The 3,412-nt window shown below is 61.0% G+C and carries 2 protein-coding genes; both read right to left on the minus strand.

Annotation, left to right across the window (positions count from 1 at the left end; genetic code table 11):
• Window positions 1–26: 26 nt before the first annotated feature.
• Entirely contained in the window at window positions 27–2,768 is a 2,742-nt protein-coding gene (locus AC0L3A_RS40270) for a hypothetical protein (RefSeq protein WP_473256529.1), read from the minus strand.
• A 39-nt stretch (window positions 2,769–2,807) separates the two neighbouring features.
• The coding region (locus AC0L3A_RS40275; RefSeq protein ID WP_473256530.1) for an IS630 family transposase at window positions 2,808–3,412 on the minus strand (605 nt) is incomplete at its 5' end.

Here is a 3,412-nt window from a genome sequence, read left to right on the forward strand (position 1 = left end):
AAGGTGGACTTCTCTTGCTTCGGGTATCATCCAGATCTTGAATCACGACTCACGATCCAAGAAAAGTGGGTACTAGCCTTCTGTACCGCCTCATCGGCCACCTGCTCGCTGCGCGGGTAATGCTGCAGCGCCGAGGCGGGCAGCGATGATCTCCGTCCCTCACCGTAGGCCCGCACCCGATCAGGACCGTCCTGGTTGCCGCCGCGGCGAACGGCCAGCATGCGCTCGGCTAGCGAGGCCTTGATAAAGCCGCAGCCGTCATGCGGTTGCAACGCGATCGGACCTTGCGGTCCAGTGAGCCTGAATGGATGCGCCTCGCCGGCAGGACGGTCCGGCAGCAGTGACAGTCTAAACGCGCCCTCCAGCGCGGAGTCGTGGGGCCCCAAGCCCTTGATCGCGGGTGGCGCCGCAAATCCCCTGCGCTGCGTATAGAAATATGCCTCCTTGAACGGGGCCCAGGCGCACGACAGCCGCTCGAAATCCGTGCCTGCCACGGTGTCGGCATACGGAATGGCCAGCAGTTGCCCCCCGGAACGCCCTCGCAAGTCACCCGGCGCGCGGCCGGCGATCTGCGCCACCGTCAATCTCGGCGGCTTCAGCTTGCTTCCGCCGAACAGGTCCATGCGGTAGGGCACGCCGTCAACGGTCAGCGTCCGCGCCAGCATGAAGGCGCTCGGCTTTGCCGACAGTTCGACTGCGACTACCGGCACGGCCCCCCCGGTCAGGCGATGAAAAGCGGAATACCGTGTCTCGCGCGCCGTGGGCAGGCGCCGGCCCTGCATGTCCACGACCGGCAACTGCATCAATCCCGCGTCATCCTGCGGAGGCTTAGGCGCGTGGTCCATGTCTCGCAAGACCTGATGCACGTCGAAGACAGAGGGTTGATGTTGTGCCCTGATTGTCGCCGCATCCTGCGCCAAGAACGAGTCCAGCGCATCCACTGGATTATCCGCCTCGATCTGCGCGATCAGGTTCCAGCTCATATTGGAAAGATCGCGCTCGATGAGATCGCGCGTGCGGCGCAGGATGTCTCTGGTCCCGCACTGCAAGTCCTGCTGCCTCATGCGCAGATCGGACTTCTTGCCCTCGATATACGGTCGGCGGAACATCCTCTCAAGGACCGCGCGGGTCTTGAGCACTTGGTAGATTGATAGCGCGGGACGGCGGCTCGCGTGCGGACCACGGATCCGCTCCGCATCGCTTGCTTGGAGATACTCCGCGATCTTTTCCTCAACAATGCCTTGGATGTCGTTCAGTAAATTTAGAGCCTGTCTGCGGTGCCGGCGCAGGTGAGGACTGCGCGCCAGCGGCAGCACAGCGGCGCAGAGATGCCCCATGGCTTCGAGGTTATGCCGGGCTGCAAAACAGGCGTCATTACGCAATTCGTCAAGCCGATTTAGCCCTGTCGGTGCGAGCACGCTCAGATCATCAAACAGCCTGGCCTTAGCCAGCGGCTTGAAAAGGTTGGCGATGCTCAAAAGCTCCGCCTGCTTGAGGCGATCGTTCGCATAGTGCAGGTAGTGGGCCAGCTTATGTAACCGATCCTTCAGCAGAGCGGTCTCGGTAATTTCTCCGCTCTCCTCTCCCCTCAAGACGGCTCGCCCCAGAGCATTGGCAATGATGCTGAGCTGAGGCGTCGTAAAGCCAGCGAAGCGTTGGCCTGCGGTGCCAAGCCCGCACGCGATGTGCACTATCGCTCGAAAACACACCTCCTCGTCCGGCCACTTGCTGAAACCGTTCGTCAGGTTCGTCAGCTCCTGCACATCAAAATGAGGTCGCCGGTCAGCATCTTGAATCTTACGGGCAATCGCGACAGTGACTTCGCGCGCAGACGCTTCTTCCGGCCACTTACTGAAGCCATTTACTAGGTTCGCCAGCCCCTGCTGTGTAAAATCAGAGAGCAGGCCGGTGTTGCCAGGGCGTGAAAGGACCTCAGGGGCAATCGCGATTATCGCTTGCTGAGTGTTCGCCTCTTCCGGCCACTTGCTGAAGCCGTTTACCAGCATCGCAAGTTCTTGCTCATTAATACGAGACAGCCGCGAAGGGTTACTGATCCTACCTGCTATTGCCGCTGTGGCTTGACGGCAGGCTGCGTCCTCCGGCCATTTGCTGAAACCGTTCACCAGGTTGGCCAAGTGCTGCTCGTCGAAGCGAGAGAGATCGCCGGCTCGGCGATGGACCTCACGCGCGATTGCGACCGTGGCTTGGGCACAGTCCTCCGCTGCCGGCCACTTGCTGAAACCGTTCACCAAGTTCGCCAGTTCCTGCGGAGCAAGTTCAGAAATCTGTTCCTCATGGTGGCCGCGGCGACAGACCTCGTTGGCGATTGCGACTGTGGCTTGGCCACAGTCCTCCTCTTTCGGCCATTTGCTGAAACCGTTCACCAGGTTGGCCAAGAGCTGATGAGGAAAATTGGAGAGCCGGACGCCACCTTGGGCGCGGCCACGGATCTCAGTGGCGATCGCGATAGCGGCTTTGCGAGTAGACGACATTTTTGGCCATTTGCTGAAGCCGTTCACCAGGTTCGCCAGCTGCTGCTCACTAAAATAAGAAAGTCGGGCGGCCTGTCGGGCCTCACGGGCGATTGCCGCTGTGGCTTGGCCACTGTCCTCCTCTGTCGGCCATTTGCTGAAACCGTTCACCAAGCTTGCCAAGTGCTGCTCATCAAAGCTAGAGAGCTCGTCGGCTCGACGACGAATCTCACCGCCGATTGCGACTGTGGCTTGGCAACAGTCGCCCTTTGCCGGCCATTTGCTGAAACCGTTCACCAGATTAGCCAGTCCCTGCGGATCGAAACTAGTGGTTCATCACAGTGATTTTGGCTCTTTAGCGGTGGCTGGATAAGCGCGGCCGAGTTTGGCGCGGGCTTTGTCGGTTGTGAACATCCATTTGATGCTGGCTCGGGTTTTGTTTCGCCGCCGTTGCCATGCTGCGATCTCGTTTCGGAGCCTTTTGGGGTCGTCGATGCGGCGGCCGAGACACTGGCGCTGCAGCACGCTGATCTCGCACTCGACCATGTTGAGCCAACTGGCGTGTTTCGGAGTGAAGTGGAATTCGAGGCGGCGCAGGATGCGTCGGGCCTCGGCGGCCGCGAAGGCCTCATACAGCGCCCCAGGTTTATGGATCGACAGATTGTCCTGCACGACACGGATGCAGGCGGCGTCGGGATAATGGACGTCGACGAGCTCACGCATGCAGTGGGCGTAGTCCACGGCGGCGCGGCGGTCGGTGACCTTGACGTTGCGCCAGCCCCGACGCGGATCGAAGGTGACGAAGAGATTGACGGTGCCGTTGCGGCGATACTCGTAATCGTATCGCTCGCGCTGTCCCGGTTGGGCCGGGACAGGCTGGCGCACCTCGCCGATCAGCTGGACGGGGGTCTCGTCGAAGCAAACCAGCGGCCGGGCGGGAT

Source organism: Bradyrhizobium sp. MI1.3 (assembly GCF_055811695.1).